A 19,844-nucleotide genomic window follows, 5' to 3' on the forward strand; every position below is an offset into this window, starting at 1 on the left:
TTGGTTTGTCCAACCCACTGAGCTACTCTTGAGTCACTTAGTGGGTTTGGAAAGCAAACTCATGCCGAGTTTGAAGAACGAACCCGCTCGTCGCCGGTTCCCTGACCTCAGAGACCTGAGAGGCATCCCATGCGTCACGCCGTGATCGTCGAAGCCGTACGCACCCCCATCGGCAAGGGCAAGCCGAACGGCTCCCTCGCCCATGTCCACCCCGTGGAGCTCCTCGCCCACACGCTGCGCACCCTCGTCGAGCGCTCCGGAGTCGACCCGGCGCTGATCGACGACGTCATCGGGGGCACCGTCGACCAGGTCGGCGAGCAGGCCATGAACACCACCCGGTATGCCGTGCTCTCCGCGGGATTCCCCGAGACGGTGCCCGCGACCACCGTGGACCGGCAGTGCGGCTCCTCACAGCAGGCCGTGCACTTCGCCGCGCAGGGCGTCATGTCGGGCGCGTACGACATGGTCGTCGCCTGCGGTGTGGAGTCGATGAGCCGAGTCCCGATGTGGTCGAACGTGCCGGCGGGCAAGGACCCCTTCGGGCCCGGCGTCGCCGAGCGCTACCCGGAGGGTCTGGTGCCGCAGGGCATCAGCGCCGAACTCATCGCCGCCAAGTGGGGCATCTCCCGCGAGCAGATGGACACCTTCGCGGTGACCTCGCACCAGAAGGCGGCCGCGGCGTGGAACAGCGGCCTGTTCGACGCCGAGGTCGCGCCCCTGGAGGGAGTGACCCGCGACGAGTGCGTCCGGCCGGCCAGCACCACGGAGATACTCGCCGGACTCAAGCCCGCCTACTACGACCCCACCTTCGGCGAGCGTTTCCCGCAGATCGACTGGTCCGTCACGGCGGGCAACGCAAGCCCCATCAACGACGGCGCGTCGGCCGTGCTCATCACATCGAGCGAGACCGCGGCCCGCCTCGGCCTGCGGCCCATCGCCCGGCTGCACAGCTTCGCCGTCACCGGCTCCGACCCGCTGCTGATGCTCACGGGCGTCATCCCGGCCACCGAGAAGGTGCTGCGCAAGGCGGGGCTGGCCCTCGGCGACATCGATCTCTTCGAGGTGAACGAGGCCTTCGCGGCCGTCGTCCTCGCCTGGCAGCAGGAGACGGGCGCCGACCTTTCCAAGGTCAATGTGCACGGCGGAGCGATCGCGATCGGCCACCCGCTGGGCGCGAGCGGCACCCGCCTGACGACCACCCTCGTCCACGCCATGCGGAGCCGCGGAGCCCGCTACGCGCTGCAGACGATGTGCGAGGCGGGCGGGCTCGCCAACGCGATGGTGCTGGAAGCCGTGTAGTGCCGGTGGCCGTGCAGTGCCGCCGCGGTGGTGCCGGAGGCCGTCAGCGCTTCAGTGACCGTGTGGTGCTTCAGCGGCCGCGCAGGTGGTGGCGCTTGCGCCAGGCCACCACCGCTCCGACCAGGGCCGGTACGGCGATGAAGCCCATCGCGATCAGGAAGGCGGGCGACGTCGGTGCCGAGGCCCGGGCGCCGGCGACAGCGTACGCGGCGGTGTTCGGGATCGAGCCGAGCGCCGTCGCGAGGAGGAAGGGCAGCCAGCCCATGCGGGAGACGGCCGCGCAGTAGTTGGCGGCCCAGAACGGGACCCCGGGGAACAGCCGGGCCACCATCATCGAGCGGAAGCCGTGCCGGCTGAGCTGTCCGTCAGCCGCCTTCAGCCAGCGGGTGCGCAGCAGCGGGCGCAGTGCGTCCTGCCCGAGGAGCCGGCCGAGCCCGAAGGCGACACCGGCGCCGAGCACCGTGCCGACGAGCGCTGTGCCGAGGCCCAGTTGGGAGCCGAAGAGGGCGCCTGCCGCCAGATTGAGGAGCGGCCGGGGCACGAACGCGACCGTGCACAGCCCGTACGCCACGGAGAACGCGACGGCCGCCGCGGCACCGCCGAGCTGCGGCGGCCAGCCGTCGGCGAGCAGCCGCTGCGGTTCGAAGAGCAGCACGCTCGACGCGGCCGCCGCGAGCAGCACCACGAGCAGGGAGAGCCGCGACCAGGGCGAGAGCAGTGCTCTCGCGCAGCGGGCGGTCAGGCCGGTGCGGGCGGCGTTCAGGACGGCGGGTGCGGCGACGGCGAGCTCCGCGGCGACGGGCAGGTCCGTGGCCACGGCGAGCTCCGTGGCGGCGGCCTGGGGAGTGGCCGTGGCGGTGCCCCCAGAGCGGGTGGTGGCATCGAGCATCCGGTGACACTAACCGACCAATGTGTGTGATCGCCGTATGGTGCGTCTCATGGGCGTCACAGCTTCCGGAACGTCGGGTGCGCGGTTCGAGGTGCCGAACAGCGCCGTCGCGGACACCGTGCTGCAACGGCTGACCGCCACGTACGGCGCGGCCGCCGATGCGGAACGGGCCGCGGCGATGCGCGCGTACATGAAGGACGTCGCGCCCTTCCTCGGACTGACCACGCCCGAGCGTCGCGCCCTGTCGCGGACCGTCCTCCAGGACACCGCCCGACCCGACGAGGCCGACTGCACGGCGCTCGCGCTGCGCTGCTGGGAGCTGCCCGAGCGCGAGTACCACTACTTCGCCGTCGACTACCTGCGCCGTCACGTCAAGCGGCTGTCGTCGGGCTTCCTGCCGGTGGCGCTCCACCTGGTCCGCACGGTCCCCTGGTGGGACACCGTCGACGCACTCGCCTCCCACGTAGTGGGAGGCCTGGTGGCCGCCGACCCGAAGCTGAAGACCGACATGGACGCGTGGATCGAGGACGACGACCTGTGGGTCGCGCGTACGGCCCTGCTCCACCAGCTCCGCTACAAGGACGCCACTGACACCGAGCGCCTCTTCGGGTACTGCGTCCACCAGTCCGGACACCCCGATTTCTTCATCCGCAAGGCGATCGGCTGGTGTCTGCGCGAGTACGCGAAGACGGACCCGCAGGCGGTACGGGACTTCGTCGCCCGGGAGCAGGGGAGGCTCGCGCCGCTGTCCGTGCGCGAGGCACTCAAGAACATCGGCGCCTGAGGCACCTTCAGCATCCGGACGCACCACCCGAAACACCCGACTCCCGGGCGCCGAAAACCATTCGACGTGGGCCGACGCGTCGGCGATGATCTCCTCATGTTCCGGTACGCCTTCCTCCTCGCAGCATCCGCAGTCGCGGATGCCCCGAAGGCTGCCGTCCCGATCATCGTGGCCGCCGTCGACGGCGCCCGAAGCTGACCCTTCCCGGATCGTCCGGCGGACCCCGCAGGGGGAGGGTCGGCAAGTCCTTGGGGTCCCCGTCCCGGCCCGTATGCGCCGGGGCCATCACTCAGTTCCGCTGACACTGAAGAGGCTTCGAGGTACAGCCATGCCCAAGACGGCTTACGTGCGCACCAAACCGCACCTGAACATCGGCACGATGGGTCACGTCGACCACGGCAAGACCACCCTGACCGCAGCCATCACCAAGGTCCTGGCCGAGCGCGGCTCCGGCACCTTCGTACCGTTCGACCGGATCGACCGTGCGCCGGAGGAGGCCGCTCGCGGCATCACCATCAACATCGCGCACGTCGAGTACGAGACCGACACCCGGCACTACGCGCATGTGGACATGCCGGGCCATGCCGACTACGTCAAGAACATGGTCACGGGCGCGGCCCAGCTCGACGGGGCGATCCTCGTCGTCTCGGCGCTCGACGGGATCATGCCGCAGACCGCGGAGCATGTGCTGCTCGCCCGGCAGGTGGGCGTCGACCACATCGTCGTCGCCCTCAACAAGGCCGACGCGGGCGACGAAGAGCTCGCCGACCTCGTGGAGCTGGAGGTCCGTGAACTGCTCTCCGCGCACGGCTACGGGGGCGATGCCGTACCCGTCGTACGGGTGTCCGGTCTCAAGGCCCTTGAGGGGGACCCCCGTTGGACGGCGGCGATCGACGCGCTGCTCGACGCGGTGGACACATATGTGCCGATGCCCGAGCGGTATCTCGACGCGCCGTTCCTGTTGCCGGTCGAGAACGTGCTCACGATCACGGGCCGCGGCACGGTCGTCACCGGTGCCGTGGAGCGCGGCACGATCCGGGTCGGCGACCGCGTCGAAGTGCTCGGCGCCACCGTCGACACGGTGGTCACCGGTCTGGAGACCTTCGGCAAGCCCATGGAGGAGGCGCAGGCCGGGGACAACGTGGCGCTGCTGCTACGCGGTGTTCCGCGCGACGCGGTGCGCCGCGGGCACATCGTCGCCGCGCCCGGCAGTGTCGTACCCAGTCGCCGTTTCGCGGCGCAGGTGTACGTCCTGTCGACGCGCGAGGGCGGACGCACGACACCCGTCTCCACCGGGTACCGCCCGCAGTTCTACATCCGCACCGCGGACGTGGTCGGCGACGTCGACCTCGGTGAGACGGCGGTCGCGCGTCCCGGCGACACCGTCACGATGACGGTGGAGCTCGGGCGCGAGGTCCCGCTGGAGCCCGGACTGGGCTTCGCGATCCGTGAGGGCGGCCGGACGGTCGGCGCGGGGACGGTGACGTCGGTCGGCTGAGCGTCGGCCGAGGGACCAGGGTGCCCGCCCCGAGAGGGGCGGGCACCCGCTCGTACCGATGTCAGTGCCGTGCGCGAGACTGATCGCAGACGGAGCGTCAGGGGCGCCGAGCCGAGGGGTGGGAACAGCCATGGGGGACAAGGCACTTGTGCTCGGCGGCGGGGGCAGCGGGGGGATCGGCTGGCTCGCCGGAATGCTGTACGGGCTCCTGGAGGGGGGTGTCGACCTGAGCGACGCCGATGTGGTGATCGGTACGTCGGCGGGCTCGTCCGTGGGCGCTCAGCTCGCCTCGGGTCGGCTGACCCTCCTGGAGCTGCACCAGCGCCAACTGGGCCCGCAGAGCGGCGAGCTGACCGGACGCCTGGGCGTGGGCGCCTACGCCCGCTATGCCTGGGCGACGCTGACCTCGCGCACCCCCGAGGACTACGGCCGGAAGATCGGCCGGTTGGCGGTGGCGGCCCGCACTCCGGACGAGGCGTCGCGTCGCTACGCGATCGAGAGCCGACTCGCCGCGCCCGAGTGGCCGGCGCGGCCGCTGCGCATGCCCGCCGTCGACACGGCAACGGGCGAGCTGCGCGTCTTCGACAAGGACAGCGGGGTGCCGCTCGTGGACGCCATGGCCGCGAGCTGCGCGGTGCCGGGAGCATGGCCGCCGGTCACGATCGACGACCGCCGCTGGATGGACGGCGGCACCCACTCACCGGCCAACGCTCACCTCGCCGCCGGGTATGCGCGCGTGGTCGTCCTGGCTCCCGTCGCGGCGGGCGGCGGCCCCTTGACCTCGGCCACCGAGCAGGGCCGCAAGCTCACGGAGAAGGGCGCCCGCGTCGCCGTGATCGCGCCCGACCGTGACGCGAAGCAGTCCTTCGGACGCAACCCCCTGGACCCCGAGGTTCGGGCGGCCGCGGCACGCGCTGGGCGGAAACAGGCCGCGATCCACGCGGCGGAAGCCGCCGAGGTGTGGCAGGGCTGAGACGGGGGTCGTCGCCGGGACGGGGACGACCCCCGTCTCGGGAGGTATGACGGCACAATGGACCCGTGGACGAGCCGATACCCGTGACACGGGCCGTGGATCACGGGACCGCCAAGCTGATGCCGGATGTCGACCGGAAGCGGGCGTGGCTGCTGACGGTGGACGGGGCGCCCCAGTCGTACGTCGATCTGGATGCGCCGACGCATCTGGAGTTCGAGTACGCGCGACGGCTCGGGCATGTGCTGGACACGGTGGTGGAACCGGGAGTGGCCCTGGACGTGCTGCACCTCGGGGGCGGGGCGCTCACTCTGCCCCGCTATGTCGCCGCGACCCGGCCCGGTTCGCGGCAGGACGTGGTGGAGGCCGACCGCGGTCTGCTGTCCCTGGTCGGCGAGCATCTGCCCGTACCCGACGGTTCGGGGATCGCGCTGCATGGCGCGGACGCCCGTGCCTGGCTCGAGGCCGCCGCGCCCGACTCCGCCGACATCATGATCGCGGACGTCTTCGGCGGCTCACGGGTTCCGGCGCACTTGACCTCCACCGCGTACGCGCGCGCCGCCGGGCGGGTGCTGCGCGCCGACGGCGTCTACCTCGCCAACCTCGCCGACGCCGCCCCCTTCGCCTTCCTCCGCTCCCAACTCGCCACGTTCTCCACGGTGTTCGAGGAGCTGGCCCTCATCGCAGAACCGGGCGTCCTGCGCGGCCGCCGCTTCGGCAACGCGGTGCTCGTGGCGTCCCACCGCCCCCTCGACACGGCCACGCTCGCCCGCCGTACCGCCTCCGACGCCTTCCCCGCGCGTGTCGAACACGGCCCCGCACTGCGGGAGTTCATCGGCGCCGCCGAACCCGTCCGTGACGAGAACGCGGTCCCTTCACCCGAGCCGCCCGACGGGGCCTTCAGTATCGGCTGACCCATTCACCAGGTCCGGCACCGGCGTCCCCTGAGCCACCGGCCTGGTCCGCCGCGTCGGATTCCGCCCGTCCGGCACGCACAGCACCGCCGAGGTGACCACCACGACCAGCGCCGCGCAGCCCTTGCGCAGGCGCTTGTTGTAGCCGGGCTGCTTGGGCAGGTAGGGGAAGAGATGCCGCAGGTGGGAGCGGGCGTAGCGAAGCCACTTGGCCTCGGAGGTGAAGCCCAGCATGGCCTGCATCATCGCGAGCGTGACCAGCTCGGCATCGGTCAGTTGCGGAGCGATCCCGATGGCCGGACGCCAGGGAGCCAGATGCGGTGATGCCTTCAGCAGGTCGTCGGTCTTCACATGGAGTGCGGTGGCGAGGGAGTCCAACTCTGTCTTCACACACCGACGTTGGGCTCCCTTCCCTTGCGCGCGCAGCCGATCCCTTGGAATCGATCATCTGGCCAGGGCAGGTTCAGCCTCGATGCACCGCGTGATGATCGGCCTGCGGACGTAGACATAGGCGCTGTGGGCTCGAGGTGCCTGTCAGCGGATGGGCCGCTACCCTCGTAAAGAGGTGAGGTCGCGATTCAGGACACGTCCCGCGACGCGCTCCACGGAACGGTGGGCCTGCAGCCGGGAGACGTGCGTCCCTCGCTTTCACGCGGCGACCTCGACGACAGCGCCGCATCGGTCTTCGAGCGGCACCATCCAGCCATCGCCGGACCCCACGCTTCGGCGTGAGGCCGCGGCCATCCCTCTCGTGCTGGGACAGCGCGAGAACGTGGAAGAAAGAGCAGAGCCATGCGAGCACATCGCGCCAAGCGCGCCTTCGCCTGCGTCGCGGCCGGCTTCCTGCTGGCCGGCGGCACCGCAATCGGAGTGGCGGGCACGGCCGCAGCAGCCGCCCCCAGCACGACGACCGCCTCGGTTCCCGCGAGCTGCTCGTGGCACAGCGGCTGGTACGACAGTCACCACCACTGGCACAAGGGCTATTGGGACTGCAACTCCAACGGCTGACCTGCCCGCCGTCCGGGCGAGTGGCCGCTGGTACGACTCACTTCAGACGTTGTAGCCCTTCTGCCGCACGCCGGGACCCCACTTCGCTGCGACCTGCGGGAAGCAGTCCCGGCACAGCGGATTCGCCCCGGTCCGGTAGCGCTTGCACTTGGCGTGGCAGTTGCAGCACAGGCCTTCCTCCGAGGAGTCCCACACCGGCATCGGGTAGTCCCTCAGGCTGGCTCTCTCGTTGGCACCCCTGAAACCTGGGTACGGTCGTGGTCGTGTCAGGCGTGCGTCGGGCCCTCTCCTGCTCCTCGGTGCTCTTGATGTCCCTGCCGGTCATGAACCGGGGCCGGGACTCCATGAGTACCGGAGGCAGCCCAGGAGGCCCCTGAGCTGCCCTACGCGGCTCAGGAATCCGTCGGATCACCGTGCAGGCGTACCGTGCTGAGGATCTTCTGCACGGTCGCGTCCGACACCTCGTCGGACACACCCTTGGCGCCGTAGAACGTCCAGGACACGAAGTCGCCCGCCGAGTTCTTGAAGGCGAACGTGGTCGCCTTGCCGTCGGAGTCGCACTTGCCCTTCTTGGGGACGCCGGTCGAGTACGTCGTCGCGACACTGCCCTTGACGCCCGACTTCGTCGTGTACGGCTTGGGCTTGCCGATGGTGAGCAGCTTCTTGGACGCGTCCTTCTGGTCGGTGTAACCACCGAAGACCCACCACGCCGCGTCGTTGCGCGCGGGGTCGTCGGTGTTCTTGGCACCGCTCTGCCCCTTGGTGCCCGCGGCGGCCAGCGCCGTGTCGTTCTCGTACCCGTCCTTGTTGTCGTCGGACGTGCACCACTTTTCCTGGAGGAAGGCGGGCGCGGACATCCCGATCAGCGAGGAGCCGTCGCCCTTCTTCTCGTCCTCGAAGCCGATGAAGGTGCCGGGAGTCTTGACCTCCCAGTCCGCGGGCACGTCGAAGGCGGTGCCCCACTTCGGGTTCACCACGACCTTCCAGCCCGCGATCGTCGCCTTCTCCTCGTCGCCGCCGCGCGGGTTGTCGTCACCACCGCTCTCGCTCGGCGAAGAGGAGACGGACGGCTTGGGGGACTTGGACGGATCGCCGCCCGCCTTGTCGTCCTTGTCACCGCCGCCCAGAACCAGGAACCCGGTCACCCCGGCCGCGATCACGACGGCCGTCGCCGCGACGATCGCGGTGATCCTGGTCTTGTTCCCGCCACCGCCGTTGCCCCCCGAGGCCTGCGGCGCGCCGGGGGGCTCCGGCGGAGCCCCCCACTGCGGCTGCCCGTACGGGCCCGGCTGCTGATATCCCGGCTGACCGCCGGTCTGCTGATATCCGGGCTGCTGGTACGGATTCGGCTGCTGGTACCCCGGCTGCTGGTACGGGTTCTGGTCCTGCGGGTTCTGCTCGCCCCCGGGCGGCTGCTGTCCTGGCCACATGGCCGGTAACGATAGAGGGGCCCGGGACCCGAGTGCCACGGCGGTCCACAAAAGGGCCGGACACCCGGGCAGTTGGCTCAGGACGCCGGCTCAGGACTCCGTCGGATCGCCGTGCAGCCGCACGGTGCTGAGGATCTTCAGGACCGTCGTGTCCGGGATCTCCTGTTCCACGCCGGTGGCTCCGTAGAGGCTCCACGCCACGTAGTCGCCCGCGGAGTTCTTGAACCCGAACGTGATGGCCTTGCCGTCGCTCGCGCACTTGCCCTTCTGGGGCGTGTTCTTGGACCTGGCCCAGGCGATGCTGCCCTCGACGCCCGACTTCGTGGTGTACGGCTTGGCCTTCTCGTCGAAGGTGATGCTCTTCTTGTCCGGCTGCGTGTAACCGCCGTAGACCCACCAGGGCACCTGGTTCACGGCGACCTCGTCGGTGTCCTTGGCTCCGCTCGCGCCCTTGGTGCCCGCGGCGCCGAGGGCGGTGTCCTCCTTACGGCCGTCCTTGTCGTCGTCGGACGAGCACCACTTGGACTTGAAGTACGCGGGTGCCGACATCATGATGATGGGCTTGTCGCCGGCCTTGGCGTTGTGCTTCTCGAAGCCGATCGACGTGCCCGGCGACTCCACCTCCCAGTCCGCCGGAACGTCGAACGCGGTACCCCACTTGGGGTTCACGACGACCTTCCACCCGGCGATGGTCGGCTTCTCCTCGTCGCCGCCCCGCGGGTTGTCGTCCGAGGCCGACGCGCTCGGGTGCTGCGAGGGGCTGACCGACGGCTTCGAGTCCTTGCCGCCGTCCGCCTTGTCGTCCTTGCCGCCGCCGCCCAGGACGAGGAAGCCGGTCACACCGGCGGCCACGACCACGGCCGTGGCCGCCACGATCGCGATGACCTTCGTCCGGTTCCCGCCACCGCTCGGGGGTTCGGGCGCCCCTGCGGGAGAGGGAGCGCCCCACTGCCCCTGACCGGGCTGCTGCCCATACGCGTTGGGCTGCTGATACCCCGGCTGCTGATATCCCGGCTGGCCGCCGGTCTGCTGATATCCGGGCTGCTGGTACGGATTCGGCTGCTGGTACCCCGGCTGCTGGTACGGGTTCTGGTCCTGCGGGTTCTGCTCGCCCCCGGGCGGCTGCTGTCCTGGCCACATGGGCAGTAACCCTAGTGCTGCCTGTGACACGTTTCGGTCACCGCGATTCGTCAGGCATGTACCGGTCAGGAGTCGGACGGGACCTTGTAAAGGCGTACGGTGGCGACGATTTTCCGGACCGTCGTGTCCGGTACCTCCTCGGACACCCCCTTGGCGCCGAAGAACTCCCACGACACGATGTCGCCCGAAGGGTCCTTGAAGGAGAAGACGGTGGCCTTCCCGTCGGTGGCGCACTTTTTCGATTTCTTCACACCCGACGACGAAGCGGTGGCCAGGCTGCCGTTGAGCCCGGACTTCGTCGTGTACGACTCCACCGCGCCGGGCGTGACGAGTTTCTTGTCGGGCTGGGTGTAGGCGCCGTAGACCCAGGCGGCCGCGTCGTCACGGGCGGCCTCCTCGGGGCTCTTCGCGCCGTTGTTGCGCTTGGTTCCGGCGCCCGCGAGCATCGGTACTCCTTGGTGCCGTCCTTGTCCTCGTCGGTGCCGCACCACTGCTCCTTGAGGAGCGCGGGGGCTCCGACACCGATGAGGAGCTTGTCCTCGGGGTCGTCGTTCTTCGAGACGTACGTGACCCAGCTGGTCGACTTGAGTCCCCACTCCGCGGGCACGTCGAAGGCGATGCCGCGCTTGGGGTTCACCACGGTCTTCCAGCCGGCGACGGTCGGCTTCTCGGCACCGTCGGTGCCTCGCGGATCGCTCGCCGGACTCGACCGCTGGGACGGGGACTTGGTCGGCTCGGGGTCGGTCCTGTCGCCCTTGCCGCCGCCGAGCAGGACGAATCCGGTCACTCCGGCGGCGATCACGACGGCCGCTGCCGCGACGATCGCGATGACCTTCGTCCTGTTGCCGTCGCCGCCCGGTGGGGGTGCCGCGGGACCTGCGGTGACCGTCGGGGCGTTCCATGGTTCCGGTTGCTGCTGGTACGGGTTGGGCTGCTGATACCCCGGCTGCTGATACGGATTCTGTTGCCCGGCTTCCGCGTACGGTTGCCCGCCTCCCGCGTACGGCTGCCCGCTGCCGATGTTCCGCTGCGAATTCTGCGCGCCCCCTGGTGGCTGCTCTCCTGGCCACATGCGGCGTAACGATACGGCGATCATCACCGGGTGCTGGTCAAGGGTTGCTACTCACGGGTAACATGGCGGTATGAGCGCAGACCAGATGACGATCGGCGAGATGCTCGCCGCCACCGTGCCGATGGCCCGGACCCTGAACCTCGAGTTCGTGGAGACCAGTCCGGAGAAGGCAGTAGTGGCTCTGCCGGACCAGAGCGACTACCACAACCATGTCGGCGGGCCGCACGCCGGAGCGATGTTCACGCTGGGGGAGTCGGCGAGCGGGGCGATCGTCCTCGCCGCGTTCGGGGAGCAGCTGTCGCGCGCCGTGCCGCTCGCGGTCAGCGCCGAAATCTCGTACAAGAAGCTCGCGATGGGGCCCGTCACGGCCACCGCGACGCTCGGCCGGCCCGCCGCCGACGTCGTCGCCGAACTCGACGCCGGGCAGCGCCCCGAGTTCCCCGTCGCCATTGCCATCCAGCGCGGTGACGGTGCCGTGACCGGTGAGATGACCGTCGTCTGGACGCTCCGCCCGAACAGCTGAGCCACACGCCTTGCGCAGGGCCTTGGTCGGGTCGCACGACCTGGTCGAGGCCCTTGGTCGTTCATGCGGGGCCGCTCTGCCCCTGTCGTTCGCGACGCACCGCGTCGCCGCGTGGGGTGGCATGTGTGCGCAAGGCGGGTCGCCGCCCCCGGGGGTAGTGGCCTGCCTGTTGTCCATGTCCCTTCGGTTCTTGTCGGGTTGTTAGCTGTTTCTGTTCACTTCATTGACACGAGTCACCTCCGGTCATAGTTTTCGCGCCGTGCCCGTGGTGCCTGACGGCATGTCAAGCCGGCTCTGACGCGCAGTGCGTTCAAGGGCCGAACGTGGCGTGCGTTGGCACGTGTACATGCGGTCCACAACGATGTGGCCGCGCACCGAAGGAGTGACGGCTCATGTCCCACGCTGCTTCTGATGGGTTTTCCCGGCGATCGGCCCTGCGACTGCTGGGCGGCGCCATCGCGGTCGCCGCGGCGGCCACCAGCACCGGTTCCGCCCCGTTCGCCTACGCCGAGTCCAGATCCGGCGTCGGCCCTCGCGTGGAGGGCCTGATCGGGAAGCTCACCCTCGACGAGAAGATCTCCCTGCTGCACGGCGCCACCGACCCCAACTCGCTCGGCCAGGCCGGATACGTGCCCGGAGTCCCGCGCCTCGGCATCCCCCCGCTCCGCCTCGCCGACGGGCCCGCCGGCGTCCGCGTCACCCAGCACGCCACGGCCCTGCCCGCCCCCGTCCTGCTGGCCTCCGCCTTCGACCCAGGTCTCGCCCGCCGCTACGGCCAGGTCATCGGGCGCGAGGGCCGCGCCCTGGGCCAGGACGTGCTGCTCTCCCCGATGGTCAACCTCATCCGCACCCCGTACGCGGGCCGCAACTTCGAGACCTTCAGCGAGGACCCGCTGCTGGCCGGCGACCTGGTCGCGGCCGAGATCCGCGGCATCCAGGGCGAGGGCCTCATCGCCACCGTCAAGCACTTCGCGCTGAACAACCAGGAGAAGGACCGCATGTCCATCGACGTGCGGGTCGACGAACAGACCATGCACGAGGTCGAACTGCGCGGTTTCGAGGCGGCGATCGCCGCCCGCTCCGGCGCGGTCATGGGCGCGTACAACAAGGTCAACGGCACCTTCGCCTGTGAGAACAAGACCCTGCTCACCGACGTCCTGCGGGACCAATGGGGCTTCGACGGCTGGGTGATGACGGACTGGTTCGCCGCCCACAGCACCGCAGCCGCGATCACCGCGGGCCTCGACATGGAGATGCCCGACGGCACCTACTTCGGTGCCGCCCTGAAGACGGCCGTCCAGAGCGGCAGCGTCTCCGAAACCTACGTCGACCGTGCTGTGCGCCGCGTCCTCGCGGTGATGGACCGCTTCGGACTGCTCGACGCAAGCGCCCCGCCCCGCCCGGACCGTGACCCGATGGCGGGCGCCGCCGTGGCTCTTGAGGTCGCCAAGGCCGGGGCGACCCTGCTGCGCAACGAGGGCCGCGCGCTGCCCCTGACCGGAGCCGCCGCCCGCAGCATCGCCGTAGTCGGACCCACCGGGGCGCTCCCCTTCGTCAGCGGCGGCGGCAGCGCGCATGTCGTCCCTGACCGGGCCGACAGCCCGCTGGACGCCATCAAGTCCCGCGCGAGACGAGGCGCCCACGTCTCGTACGCGCTGGGCGAGGACCTCTTCGGAAAGCCCATCCCCGCGGGCGCGCCGAGCCCGGCCTTCAGCACCGAGGCCCAGGCCGTCGCCGCCGGCCGGACCTGGACGTACGACGGGACGCTGACGGTCGCGGACGCCGACGCGTGGACCTTCGTCATCCACTACTCGGGCGAGCGCCCCAAGGTGCTCCTCGACGGCGAGGACCTGTTCCCGGTGGCACCCGGATTCGGGGAGTACTTCTCGGGTGGCCTTGTCTCGGCCGCCCCCGACGGCCTGTCCGTGCGCCGCAAGACGCTCGACCTCGCCAAGGGCGCTCACCGGCTTCAGATCACCGCGCAGGGCGGGAGCGGCGGGCAGCTGTTCCGGCTGCGGCGCATCACCGGCGCGACCCGCGCGCAGGACGTCGCCGAGGCCGTCAAGGCCGCGCGGGCCGCGCACAGTGTTGTCCTGTTCGCCTACGAGGACGCGACCGAGGGCCTGGACCGCACGACCATCGCGCTCCCGGGGCACCAGGCGCAGCTGATCGAGGCGGTGACGGCGGCGAACCCTCGTACCACCGTCGTCCTCAACACCTCGTCCTCGACATCCATGCCCTGGCTGGACCGCACGGCCGCCGTGCTCCAGATGTACTACCCGGGCCAGCAGGGCGCGGCCGCCACCGCCGCCGTCCTGTTCGGCGACTGCGACCCCGGCGGACGGCTCACCCAGTCCTTCGCGGTCGACGACGACCATCATTTGGTCGCCGGGAATCCACGCCGCTACCCGGGCGTCGACGGCACCGAGGAGTACTCGGAGGGCATCCACGCCGGCTACCGCTGGTACGACGCCGAAGGCGTGCGCCCACTGTTCCCCTTCGGGCACGGGCTCTCGTACACCTCCTTCGCGTACGACGATCTGCGCGTGCGCCGCGCCCACCACGGTCTCGATGTGACCTTCACCGTGCGCAACACCGGGCGGCGCGACGGCATCGAGGTCGCCCAGGTCTACGTCGGACGCTCGCCGGATCTCCAACTGGATCAGGCCGTACGGGTGTTGGGCGGGTACCGACGGCTCGCGCTGCGGGCGGGGGAGCGGCGCCGGGTCACCGTTCGGGTATCGGCGCGCACACTCTCGTCCTGGGACGTGAAGAGGCACGACTGGGTGCTCGGCACCGGGTGCCGCACCGTATGGGTGGGTGCGTCCTCGCGCGATCTTCGGATGAAGACGACCGCGGAGGTGAGCGCGTGATACGCCGCCTGGCCCTCGGGCTCACCGCCCTCGCCGGCGTCCTCGTCGCCACGGCACCGGCCCAGTCCGCCTCCGCTTCTTCCGCGCGGCACACCCTCGTGCGCACGGACGCGGGCTGGGTCCGCGGCGAGGCCACGACCGAGGGACGGCAGTTCCTCGGCATCCCGTATGCCGAGCCGCCCGTCGGCGACCTCCGCTGGAGGAACCCTCGGCCCCTCGAGCCCTGGCACGGTGTGCGCACCACGAAGGACTTCGGCAACCGCTGTGTGCAGACGGCGAGTTGGGACCCCGGTTACGAACAGCCCAGCCACACCGAGGACTGTCTCGACCTCAATGTGTACGTTCCCGAGGGCGCCGGAGGGCGTCCGGTGATGGTCTGGCTGCACGGCGGCGGGCTCACCGCGGGCGCGGGCGAGGACATCGTGCCCGACACCTTCGCCCGGCAGACCGGCGCAGTCGTCGTGACCGTCAACTACCGGCTCGGCGCGATGGGTTTCCTCGCCACGGCCGGACTCGACGGCGAGGCGCGCGACCGGGTCTCGGGCAACTTCGGGATGCTCGACCAGCAGGCCGCGCTGCGCTGGGTGCGTGCCAACATCGGGCGCTTCGGCGGCGACCCGGGACGCGTCACCATCGCGGGCGAGTCGGCCGGCGGCCGCTCGGTCTGCACCCAGATGGCCTCGCCGACCTCCAAGGGCCTGTACCGCGCGGGCATTGTCGAGAGCGGCGCGTACGGGAACTGCGCGGCACGCACCCACGAGACGGCCGTCTCGGCCGGCGGCGCCTTCGCGAAGAAGGTGGGCTGTGCCGATCTCTCGCTCGGCTGTCTGCGGGGCAAGTCCTCCGAGGAGATCCTCGCCGCGCAGGCCGGCTTCGACTGGGGACCCGTCGTCGGCGGCGACTTCCTGCCCGCGCAGCCCTTCGAGGCGTACGCGAAGGGGGCCGCCGCCCGGGTGCCCGTACTCAATGGGGCGAACGAGGACGAGGGGCGGCTCTTCGCCTTCGGCCAGTTCGACGCGAGCGGGACACCGCTCACCGCCGAGCGGTATCCCGGCGTCGTCAAGGCCGTCTTCGGCGCGGACCAGGGCGGGCGGGTTCTCCAGCGCTACCCGCTGTCGGACTACCCCTCGCCCACGATCGCGTACGGCACCGCCTTCGGCGACTATCTGATGGCCTGCCCGGCACTCCGGCTCGACGGCGCGCTCGCGGCTCGCGGTCCGGTCTACTCGTACGAGTTCGCCGACCGCACCTCGCCGCCCTTCGCCTCGCTGCGCAATCTGCACACAGACTTCGACTTCGGCGCGACCCACGTCAACGAGGTGCAGTACCTCTTCAAGCACTTCGGGCTCGAAACCCCGCTGAACGCGGAGCAGCGGGTGCTGTCGAGGCAGATGGTGCAGTACTGGGGATCCTTCATCCGGAGCGGCGTGCCCAGGGCGGACGGACAGCCCGCGATGCCCGACGGCACGGGGGCGGTGCTCTCGCTGCGGACCGCCTCCGCGGGCGGAAACACCCTCAGCACCACTGTCGCTCACGAGCACCGGTGCGACCTCTGGGACTCCGCCTCGTAAGACGAACCAAGTAGGCTGCCCGGCGTGCGCCCAGGGGGGAGCGCACGCCGGGTGATCATGTACCGCACACGCACGGTGCACGCCCGGAACACGCACAGCGAAACGGGAGGAACCGGCGTTGCACGTCCAGGAGTGGCTCGAGACGGTGCCCGCGGTCAGCATCTATGCGCTGGTGGGCCTGGTCATCGGCCTGGAAAGCCTGGGCATCCCGCTGCCCGGCGAGATCATCCTGGTCTCGGCGGCCCTGCTCTCCTCGCAGCACGCGGGGATCAATCCCGTCATCCTCGGGGCGTGCGCCAGCCTCGGCGCGATCGTCGGTGACTCCATCGGCTACGCCATCGGCCGCAAGGGGGGACGCCCGCTGCTCGCCTGGCTCGGCGCCAAGTTCCCCAAGCACTTCAGCGAAGGCCACGTCGCCACCGCCGAGCGGTCCTTCCAGAAGTGGGGCATGTGGGCCGTCTTCTTCGGCCGCTTCATCGCCCTGCTGCGGATCTTCGCGGGTCCGCTCGCGGGTGTGCTGCGCATGCCGTACTGGAAGTTCCTGATCGCCAACGTGCTCGGCGGCATCATCTGGGCCGGCGGTACGACCGCGGTCATCTACTACGTCGGTGTGGTCGCCGAGTCCTGGCTCAAGCGGTTCTCGTGGCTCGGGCTGGTGGCGGCGGTGCTCATTGGGCTCGCCTCGATGCTGATCGTTCGCCGTAAGGCGAAGAAGGCCACCGTGGAGCGCGCGGCGGCCGAGCCGGAGCCCGCGGCCGCCGCCGAGTAAGTTCCACCGGGACGCACGGATCGTTCGGACAGCGCGGGCCGTCCGTGGCTGGTCGCGCAGTTCCTCGCGCCCCTACGGGGCGCTCCCCCTACCCCGCGTTGTGCGCCTCGCGGTGTGCCTTCGCCAGCTCCACGTACAGCGTGCCGTTCAGTGAGATGCCCTCGCGCTCCTCGTCGCTCAGTTGGCGCTTGACCTTGGCGGGCACGCCCGCGACGAGTGAACCCGGGGGTACCTGCATCCCCTGCGGCACCAGGGCCTGCGCGGCCACCAGCGAACCGGCGCCGATCACCGCGCCGTTCAGCACGGTGGCGCCCATGCCGATCAGGCAGTCGTCCTCGACGGTCGCGCCGTGCACCACGGCGTTGTGCCCGATGGAGACCCGCTCGCCGATGGAGATGGGGAATCCGGGGTCCACGTGAAGGCTGCAGTTGTCCTGGACATTGCTGTCGGCGCCTATGACGACCGGCCCGCAGTCGGCGCGCAGCACCGCGCCGTACCAGACGCTCGCGCCCGCGTGCAGCGTGACGTCCCCGATGACCACGGACGTGGGCGCCGCGAACGCCTCCTGGTCCAGCTGCGGATCCTTGCCGCCGATCCCCATGATCAGCGCCTGCTGCGTCATCACCGTCTCCTCGTAGTTCGGCACACCGGCACCGTATGCCATCGGTCCCGGCCCCGGTGGGGTGAAGATCACAGCCGTACGACCTCATCGGCGCACCGTGCGCTGAGTACCGTGAGCGGGTGCCCAGGAGCAAGAACACGTTCTCATCATGGCGGCGCCGCCTCGCGCAGCGCGCCGTCCACGCGGGCTGGGCCTGGGTGCAGCGCACGGGTGCGGTCACGGCCGAGCACCCCGGGCGATTCCGCTTCGGCGCGATGGGAACAGGTACCAGACTGGCCTTCCCGCTCGGCACGGTCTTCGGGGAACCGTGGATCCACCTCGGCGCCCACTGCATCGTCGCGGAGCAGGTCACGCTGACCGCCGGTCTGATGCCCGACCTCGACCTCGGCCCCGATCCGATCCTGCGCATCGGCGACGGCGTGGTGCTCGGTCGCGGCAGTCACGTCATCGCCGACACGACGGTCACTATCGGCAGCGACTGCTACTTCGGGCCGTACGTGTACGTCACGTCCACCAACCATTCGTACGACGATCCGCACGAGCCCATCGGCAAGCAGTGGCCGCGGATGGAGCCGGTGGAGATCGGGCCCGGCTGCTGGATCGGGACCGGGGCGGTGATCCTGCCGGGGGCGCGGATCGGGCGGAACGTCGTGGTGGCGGCCGGTGCGGTGGTCCGTGGGGCGGTGCCGGACCACTCGGTTGTGGCGGGCGCCCCCGCGCGCGTCGTACGGCGCTGGGACCCGGTGCAGGGGTGGCAGCCGCCGCTGCGGACGCCGGCGCCGGTGCCGATTCCCGACGGGGTGACGCCCGAGCAGTTGCTGGCGCTGTCGGGGATGGACGAGGAGACCGCGGCGCGTCTGGCGGAACTGGACCTCGATGCCGAGGGCGCCTCCGGGGACGTACGCGCCGAGTCCTGAGCCCTCAGGCACTCAACCGGTGGCGAGCAGTACCGTGCCGACGAGCGCGAGGCCCGCGCCCGCCGCCTGCACCCCGCGCAGCCGTTCGCTGAGGAAGCCGCGTGCGGCCAGGGCCGTGACCACCGGATAGAGCGAGGCGAGGACGGCGGCGACGGTGACCGGGCCGTGCTGGGCGGCGACCGAGTACGTGCCGTTGGCCGCGACGTCGGCCAGGCCGACGAAGGTGAGCGCGGGGAGGGAGCCCCAGGGGAAAGCGCCCTCGGGGAGGGCCCGGGCGCCGCGCTTCACGGAGACGAACAGGGCCGTGCCGCCCACCGCCACATTGGTCACGCGCTGGACGAACAGCGCGAGGAACAGCCCGGTCACCGACGACGACGCCTCCGCGATCAGCCCGAACACCGTGCCGAAACCGAGCGCCGCGAGCAGCGTGAGGAGGATCGCCTGCCGCTGCACGGGGGCGCCGCGCAGCTGTGGTCCGCCCGCGAGCACGACGCCCACGACGGCGACCGCGATGCCCGCGAACTGCGTGAGCCCGGGGCGCTCACCGAGGACGAGGCCCACCGTGATGGGGACGGCCACGCCCAGCGAGCCGAGCGGGGAGACGACCCCCATCGGGCCCAGGGCGAGCGCCTTGTAGAAGGAGAGCAGGGCGACCGGTCCCACCAGTCCCGCGGCGAGCGCGAACCACAGCTGCGGTCCCGCCGCGCTCCAGCCGCCGGTGGCGGCCACGATCGCACCCAGCACCGCCGCCGCGATGGTCTGCGAGACGACGACCACCGTGAGGGCGGGCATACGCCGGGTCAGCAGGCCTCCGCCGAAGTCGGCCAGGCCCCACAGGAGGCTGGTGGCCAGGGCGAAGAGTGCTGTCACGGGGTACCTCGCAGTACAGTTCGGTGAACGATCAGGTGCACCACACGATAGTTCACCAGATTGAACTCTGTCATCCAGAATATTGGACGGAATGTGTCGGACCTCGACCTGCTGACTCAGTCCCTGGCGCGCAACGTGAAGCGCTGGCGCACCGAGCGCGGCTTCACCCTGGAAGCGCTCGCCGCTCGCGCCGGAGTCAGCCGCGGCATGCTCATCCAGATCGAGCAGGCCAGGACCAACCCCAGCCTGGGCACTGTCGTCAAGATCGGCGACGCCCTCGGTGTCAGCATCACCACCCTCCTCGACTACGAGCAGGGCCCCAAGGTCCGGATCGTCCCCGCCGAGCAGGCCGTGCGCCTGTGGCACACGGACGCGGGCAGCTACAACCGGCTCCTCGCGGGCACCGAGGCGCCCGGCCCGCTGGAGATGTGGGACTGGCGGCTCATGCCCGGCGACAGCAGCCCCTCGGACCCGCATCCCACCGGCACCGTCGAGCTCGTCCATGTCCTCGCGGGCGAGCTGACGCTCACGGTCGACGGAGTCGAGCACCGCGTCCCGGCGGGCGCGAGCGCCTCCTTCGAGGCCAACACCCCGCATACGTACGGCAATGACGGTGACGTACCGGTCGAGATGGTCATGGCGGTGTCCGTCCCGCTCGTGCACTGAGACACCTGGCGGGCGGCGCCGACGCGGCT

At 70.6% G+C, this 19,844-nt stretch carries 18 protein-coding genes and 2 pseudogenes; 12 read left to right on the plus strand and 8 right to left on the minus strand.

The window, feature by feature from the left end:
- Positions 1-129: 129 nt before the first annotated feature.
- Positions 130-1,299, plus strand: coding sequence for a thiolase family protein (locus ACZ4RZ_RS38705; RefSeq protein ID WP_467751873.1), 1,170 nt, complete (start codon positions 130-132; stop codon positions 1,297-1,299).
- Positions 1,300-1,369: 70 nt separating this feature from the next.
- Here ACZ4RZ_RS38705 and ACZ4RZ_RS38710 read toward each other — a convergent pair whose 3' ends face one another.
- A complete protein-coding gene (locus ACZ4RZ_RS38710; protein WP_467751874.1) occupies positions 1,370-2,188 on the minus strand; it encodes a TVP38/TMEM64 family protein in 819 nt (272 codons plus the stop codon).
- Between the two features lie 49 nt (positions 2,189-2,237).
- On the opposite strand from ACZ4RZ_RS38710, the gene ACZ4RZ_RS38715 reads away from it, so the two are divergent.
- From ACZ4RZ_RS38715 to ACZ4RZ_RS38730, 4 genes are all read left to right on the plus strand, one after another.
- Positions 2,238-2,972: a DNA alkylation repair protein gene (locus ACZ4RZ_RS38715; RefSeq protein ID WP_467751876.1), complete on the plus strand. Its 735-nt coding sequence runs from the start codon at positions 2,238-2,240 to the stop codon at positions 2,970-2,972.
- 328 nt (positions 2,973-3,300) lie between these two features.
- Complete coding sequence (gene tuf / locus ACZ4RZ_RS38720) at positions 3,301-4,470, plus strand: elongation factor Tu (protein ID WP_467751878.1); 1,170 nt, start codon at positions 3,301-3,303, stop codon at positions 4,468-4,470.
- A 130-nt stretch (positions 4,471-4,600) separates the two neighbouring features.
- A complete protein-coding gene (locus tag ACZ4RZ_RS38725) occupies positions 4,601-5,443 on the plus strand; it encodes a patatin-like phospholipase family protein (protein ID WP_467751880.1) in 843 nt (280 codons plus the stop codon).
- Positions 5,444-5,508: 65 nt separating this feature from the next.
- On the plus strand, positions 5,509-6,354 hold the full coding sequence (locus ACZ4RZ_RS38730; protein WP_467751882.1) for a spermidine synthase: 846 nt from the start codon (positions 5,509-5,511) through the stop codon (positions 6,352-6,354).
- Positions 6,355-6,462: 108 nt separating this feature from the next.
- Here ACZ4RZ_RS38730 and ACZ4RZ_RS38735 read toward each other — a convergent pair.
- Positions 6,463-6,744 (minus strand): annotated as a pseudogene (locus ACZ4RZ_RS38735) (IS982 family transposase); the annotation flags it as partial.
- A gap of 402 nt (positions 6,745-7,146) precedes the next feature.
- Between ACZ4RZ_RS38735 and ACZ4RZ_RS38740 the strand changes: the two are divergent.
- The gene (locus tag ACZ4RZ_RS38740; RefSeq protein ID WP_467751883.1) at positions 7,147-7,362 is read left to right on the plus strand and encodes a hypothetical protein; all 216 of its coding nucleotides are present in this window, start codon (positions 7,147-7,149) and stop codon (positions 7,360-7,362) included.
- A 42-nt stretch (positions 7,363-7,404) separates the two neighbouring features.
- Here ACZ4RZ_RS38740 and ACZ4RZ_RS38745 read toward each other — a convergent pair whose 3' ends face one another.
- From ACZ4RZ_RS38745 to ACZ4RZ_RS38760, 4 genes and pseudogenes are all read right to left on the minus strand, one after another.
- Positions 7,405-7,563, minus strand: a complete 159-nt coding sequence (locus ACZ4RZ_RS38745) for a hypothetical protein (protein ID WP_467751885.1) — start codon at positions 7,561-7,563, stop codon at positions 7,405-7,407.
- Positions 7,564-7,754: 191 nt separating this feature from the next.
- Complete coding sequence (locus ACZ4RZ_RS38750) at positions 7,755-8,792, minus strand: DUF8017 domain-containing protein (RefSeq protein ID WP_467751887.1); 1,038 nt, start codon at positions 8,790-8,792, stop codon at positions 7,755-7,757.
- Positions 8,793-8,882: 90 nt separating this feature from the next.
- Entirely contained in the window at positions 8,883-9,932 is a 1,050-nt protein-coding gene (locus ACZ4RZ_RS38755) for a DUF8017 domain-containing protein (RefSeq protein ID WP_467751888.1), read from the minus strand.
- Positions 9,933-9,997: 65 nt separating this feature from the next.
- Positions 9,998-11,004 (minus strand): annotated as a pseudogene (locus ACZ4RZ_RS38760) (DUF8017 domain-containing protein).
- Positions 11,005-11,074: 70 nt separating this feature from the next.
- On the opposite strand from ACZ4RZ_RS38760, the gene ACZ4RZ_RS38765 reads away from it, so the two are divergent.
- The 4 genes from ACZ4RZ_RS38765 (at position 11,075) to ACZ4RZ_RS38780 (ending at position 16,740) form a co-directional block, all read left to right on the plus strand.
- A complete protein-coding gene (locus tag ACZ4RZ_RS38765) occupies positions 11,075-11,527 on the plus strand; it encodes a DUF4442 domain-containing protein (protein WP_467751890.1) in 453 nt (150 codons plus the stop codon).
- A gap of 392 nt (positions 11,528-11,919) precedes the next feature.
- On the plus strand, positions 11,920-14,400 hold the full coding sequence (locus tag ACZ4RZ_RS38770; RefSeq protein ID WP_467751891.1) for a beta-glucosidase: 2,481 nt from the start codon (positions 11,920-11,922) through the stop codon (positions 14,398-14,400).
- Entirely contained in the window at positions 14,397-15,971 is a 1,575-nt protein-coding gene (locus ACZ4RZ_RS38775; RefSeq protein ID WP_467751893.1) for a carboxylesterase/lipase family protein, read from the plus strand. The genes ACZ4RZ_RS38770 and ACZ4RZ_RS38775 overlap by 4 nt, the downstream gene beginning before the upstream one ends.
- 118 nt (positions 15,972-16,089) lie before the next feature.
- On the plus strand, positions 16,090-16,740 hold the full coding sequence (locus ACZ4RZ_RS38780) for a DedA family protein (protein ID WP_467751895.1): 651 nt from the start codon (positions 16,090-16,092) through the stop codon (positions 16,738-16,740).
- A gap of 88 nt (positions 16,741-16,828) precedes the next feature.
- Here the strand turns inward: ACZ4RZ_RS38780 and ACZ4RZ_RS38785 are convergent, their stop codons facing one another.
- Positions 16,829-17,362 carry a gamma carbonic anhydrase family protein gene (locus ACZ4RZ_RS38785; RefSeq protein ID WP_467752009.1) on the minus strand — a complete coding sequence of 178 codons (534 nt, stop codon included), beginning with the start codon at positions 17,360-17,362 and terminating at the stop codon, positions 16,829-16,831.
- 119 nt (positions 17,363-17,481) lie between these two features.
- On the opposite strand from ACZ4RZ_RS38785, the gene ACZ4RZ_RS38790 reads away from it, so the two are divergent.
- A complete protein-coding gene (locus ACZ4RZ_RS38790) occupies positions 17,482-18,279 on the plus strand; it encodes an acyltransferase (RefSeq protein WP_467751897.1) in 798 nt (265 codons plus the stop codon).
- Between the two features lie 12 nt (positions 18,280-18,291).
- Here the strand turns inward: ACZ4RZ_RS38790 and ACZ4RZ_RS38795 are convergent, their stop codons facing one another.
- Complete coding sequence (locus ACZ4RZ_RS38795) at positions 18,292-19,149, minus strand: EamA family transporter (RefSeq protein WP_467751899.1); 858 nt, start codon at positions 19,147-19,149, stop codon at positions 18,292-18,294.
- A gap of 93 nt (positions 19,150-19,242) precedes the next feature.
- On the opposite strand from ACZ4RZ_RS38795, the gene ACZ4RZ_RS38800 reads away from it, so the two are divergent.
- Entirely contained in the window at positions 19,243-19,815 is a 573-nt protein-coding gene (locus ACZ4RZ_RS38800; protein WP_467751901.1) for a helix-turn-helix domain-containing protein, read from the plus strand.
- Positions 19,816-19,844 lie beyond the last annotated feature (29 nt).

It is taken from the genome of Streptomyces sp. NPDC027189, from assembly GCF_055566975.1.